The sequence below is a fragment of the Collinsella sp. AM29-10AC genome (assembly GCF_003469085.1).
Taxonomy (GTDB): Bacteria; Actinomycetota; Coriobacteriia; order Coriobacteriales; family Coriobacteriaceae; genus Collinsella.
In genome coordinates, this window is sequence record NZ_QSKB01000055.1 from 1 (window position 1) to 1,891 (window position 1,891).

2 protein-coding genes are annotated in these 1,891 nt (G+C 59.1%); both read right to left on the reverse strand.

What is annotated here, in order from left to right; genetic code table 11:
* Nucleotides 1-1,304 (reverse strand): prealbumin-like fold domain-containing protein (locus DW754_RS10745; protein WP_199414476.1); only part of this gene is annotated, 1,304 nt, incomplete at its 3' end.
* Between the two features lie 374 nt (nucleotides 1,305-1,678).
* Nucleotides 1,679-1,891 (reverse strand): hypothetical protein (locus tag DW754_RS11030; RefSeq protein WP_158559687.1); only part of this gene is annotated, 213 nt, incomplete at its 5' end.

The following is a 1,891-nucleotide window of genomic DNA, read 5'->3' on the forward strand; positions in this document are numbered from 1 at the left end:
AGCAGGCTCATGTCCTGCCCCTCGTCGCGCATGACCTGCTCGATGGCCGCGCGTGCGTCCGAGAAATCGCCCTGGTTCCCGTTTACCGAGAAGGTGCTGTTGAGCTTGATATAGACCGTATGCATCTCCTGCGTATCGCCGATTGTGTCCACCAGCATAAAGTGGACGGTCGAATGCTTCGGGACATCCGATACCTCGATGGTCGTGTCGCGGTCGAGGCGAATCTTATGGACATCCTTGTCAATCCCGAAGCCTTGCGGTGCGACCGTCTCCTTCACCCAGTAGTCCATGTTCGCAATCAGCTTGTTCGTCCCGTTGACCGCCGAGAGGGTAGCCTCGCCGTTCTCGTCCGTCTTGAAGGTCCCGCACTTGCGGGTGCAGGCCTCGTCGCAGTAGATGGCGTACTCGGCTCCGGCGAGAGAGAAGTACTCCGGATCGATCTTTGTGACATCGGGGTTGGTTGAGGACTTCTTCAGGCTTAACGAGCAGAAGTTGCCGATAGACTGAAAGTCGAACTGGAACCCGTCGCCATACACCGTGTCGCCGCGGACGCACGAGATGCTGGGTCCCTTGTATGCGATGATGGCGCAAGTCCGGTCGCTCACCTCGTTTACACGAGACGAGATGCAGCTGTAGCCGTCGAAGTTGGTGAAGAAGAGCTGGGTGTCCACTCCCCGCGGGATGAAATAGGCGTCCTGATTGTTCTCGGCGGGGCTGATCCACTCATATCCGCCGCCGTCACACTGTATGCTCCTAGCGCCGAGGTACGCCCAATCGAGGTCGATATACTCGCCGGGCCTGTCGGAATAGAAGAACTGATATACCATCTTTATCGACTTCAGCCCCAGTAGCCAGTGACAACTGTCCCACGCCGCGAAGGCGTCGCTCACCAAGAAGAAGCTCTTCGTGCCGAAGTGCTGCTGGTAGAATTGGGCGAGCTTCTGGTTGAAACCCGCGTTGTTGTTGTAGCCGTTGCCAACGGCGGGATTCGAGAGCGTGAGCGTGCATCCCACGGGCTTCCCGTTATAGGTTCCAATGCTATTCCACGTGACGCTCGCGCGGTATCCGGAGTTGTCCATCGGTAGAATCGTGTAGGGATGCCCATTGTTCAGAAAGAGCTGTGCTTTGTCCCCCCTGTGGAAGACGTCATCATAGGTTGGGGTCCAGCTTGTGTGCGTCGCCCTGCCAGCGCTGTGCCACCAGCCGGTGGGGTGCGATGAGATGCCGTTGACACTCATGGGAACGGCGAGCCCCGATGGCTTAACCTTCGGGTTATCGGGCGCAAACTCCTCGAATCTACTCATCGAATAGGTCGATATGCCTATCGCGTCGAAGACCGAGCGCATCACGACCCCCAGGGGACTGGAGGGTCTGGCAACCGCGTCGGTCACTGCCGCCGCAGCCGTGATCCCGCCCCCGGCGATAAGGGCCCTTCTGGAAAAGGCTAAGCCTTTAGAGGCACCCCCCCCCCGAAGTGATTCCGACATCGATGTGGCGTTTACTTTCGCCCACAATTACCTCCTGAGTACGTCATCCTAAGTATCCACTAGACGGTGGTCCTGTATACGAGGTGATTTAGAGTATTGCCGCAGCGGCAAGAAGCATCGAACGCCCCAAAGGCAGGGCGCTTCGTAAGAGCGATAGGGGGCGGAGAAAATCTCTGCCCCCCCCCTTTTACTTACTTCCTCCTGACGCCCACCACGCCGTCCGAGACGACCTCGGTCCAACGGATGTAGCGCACGGTATCCGCAGTCATCTTGACGGCGCTAGCGGCACGACCGCGGGAGCGCGAGCGTCCCGAGACGCCCGTCTCGGAAGTCTCCGAAACCTCAGCCGCCGCGTTCGCCTCGTCCGCGTCGAGCCACGCTTCGCACTTGTAGGTGCGCCACTG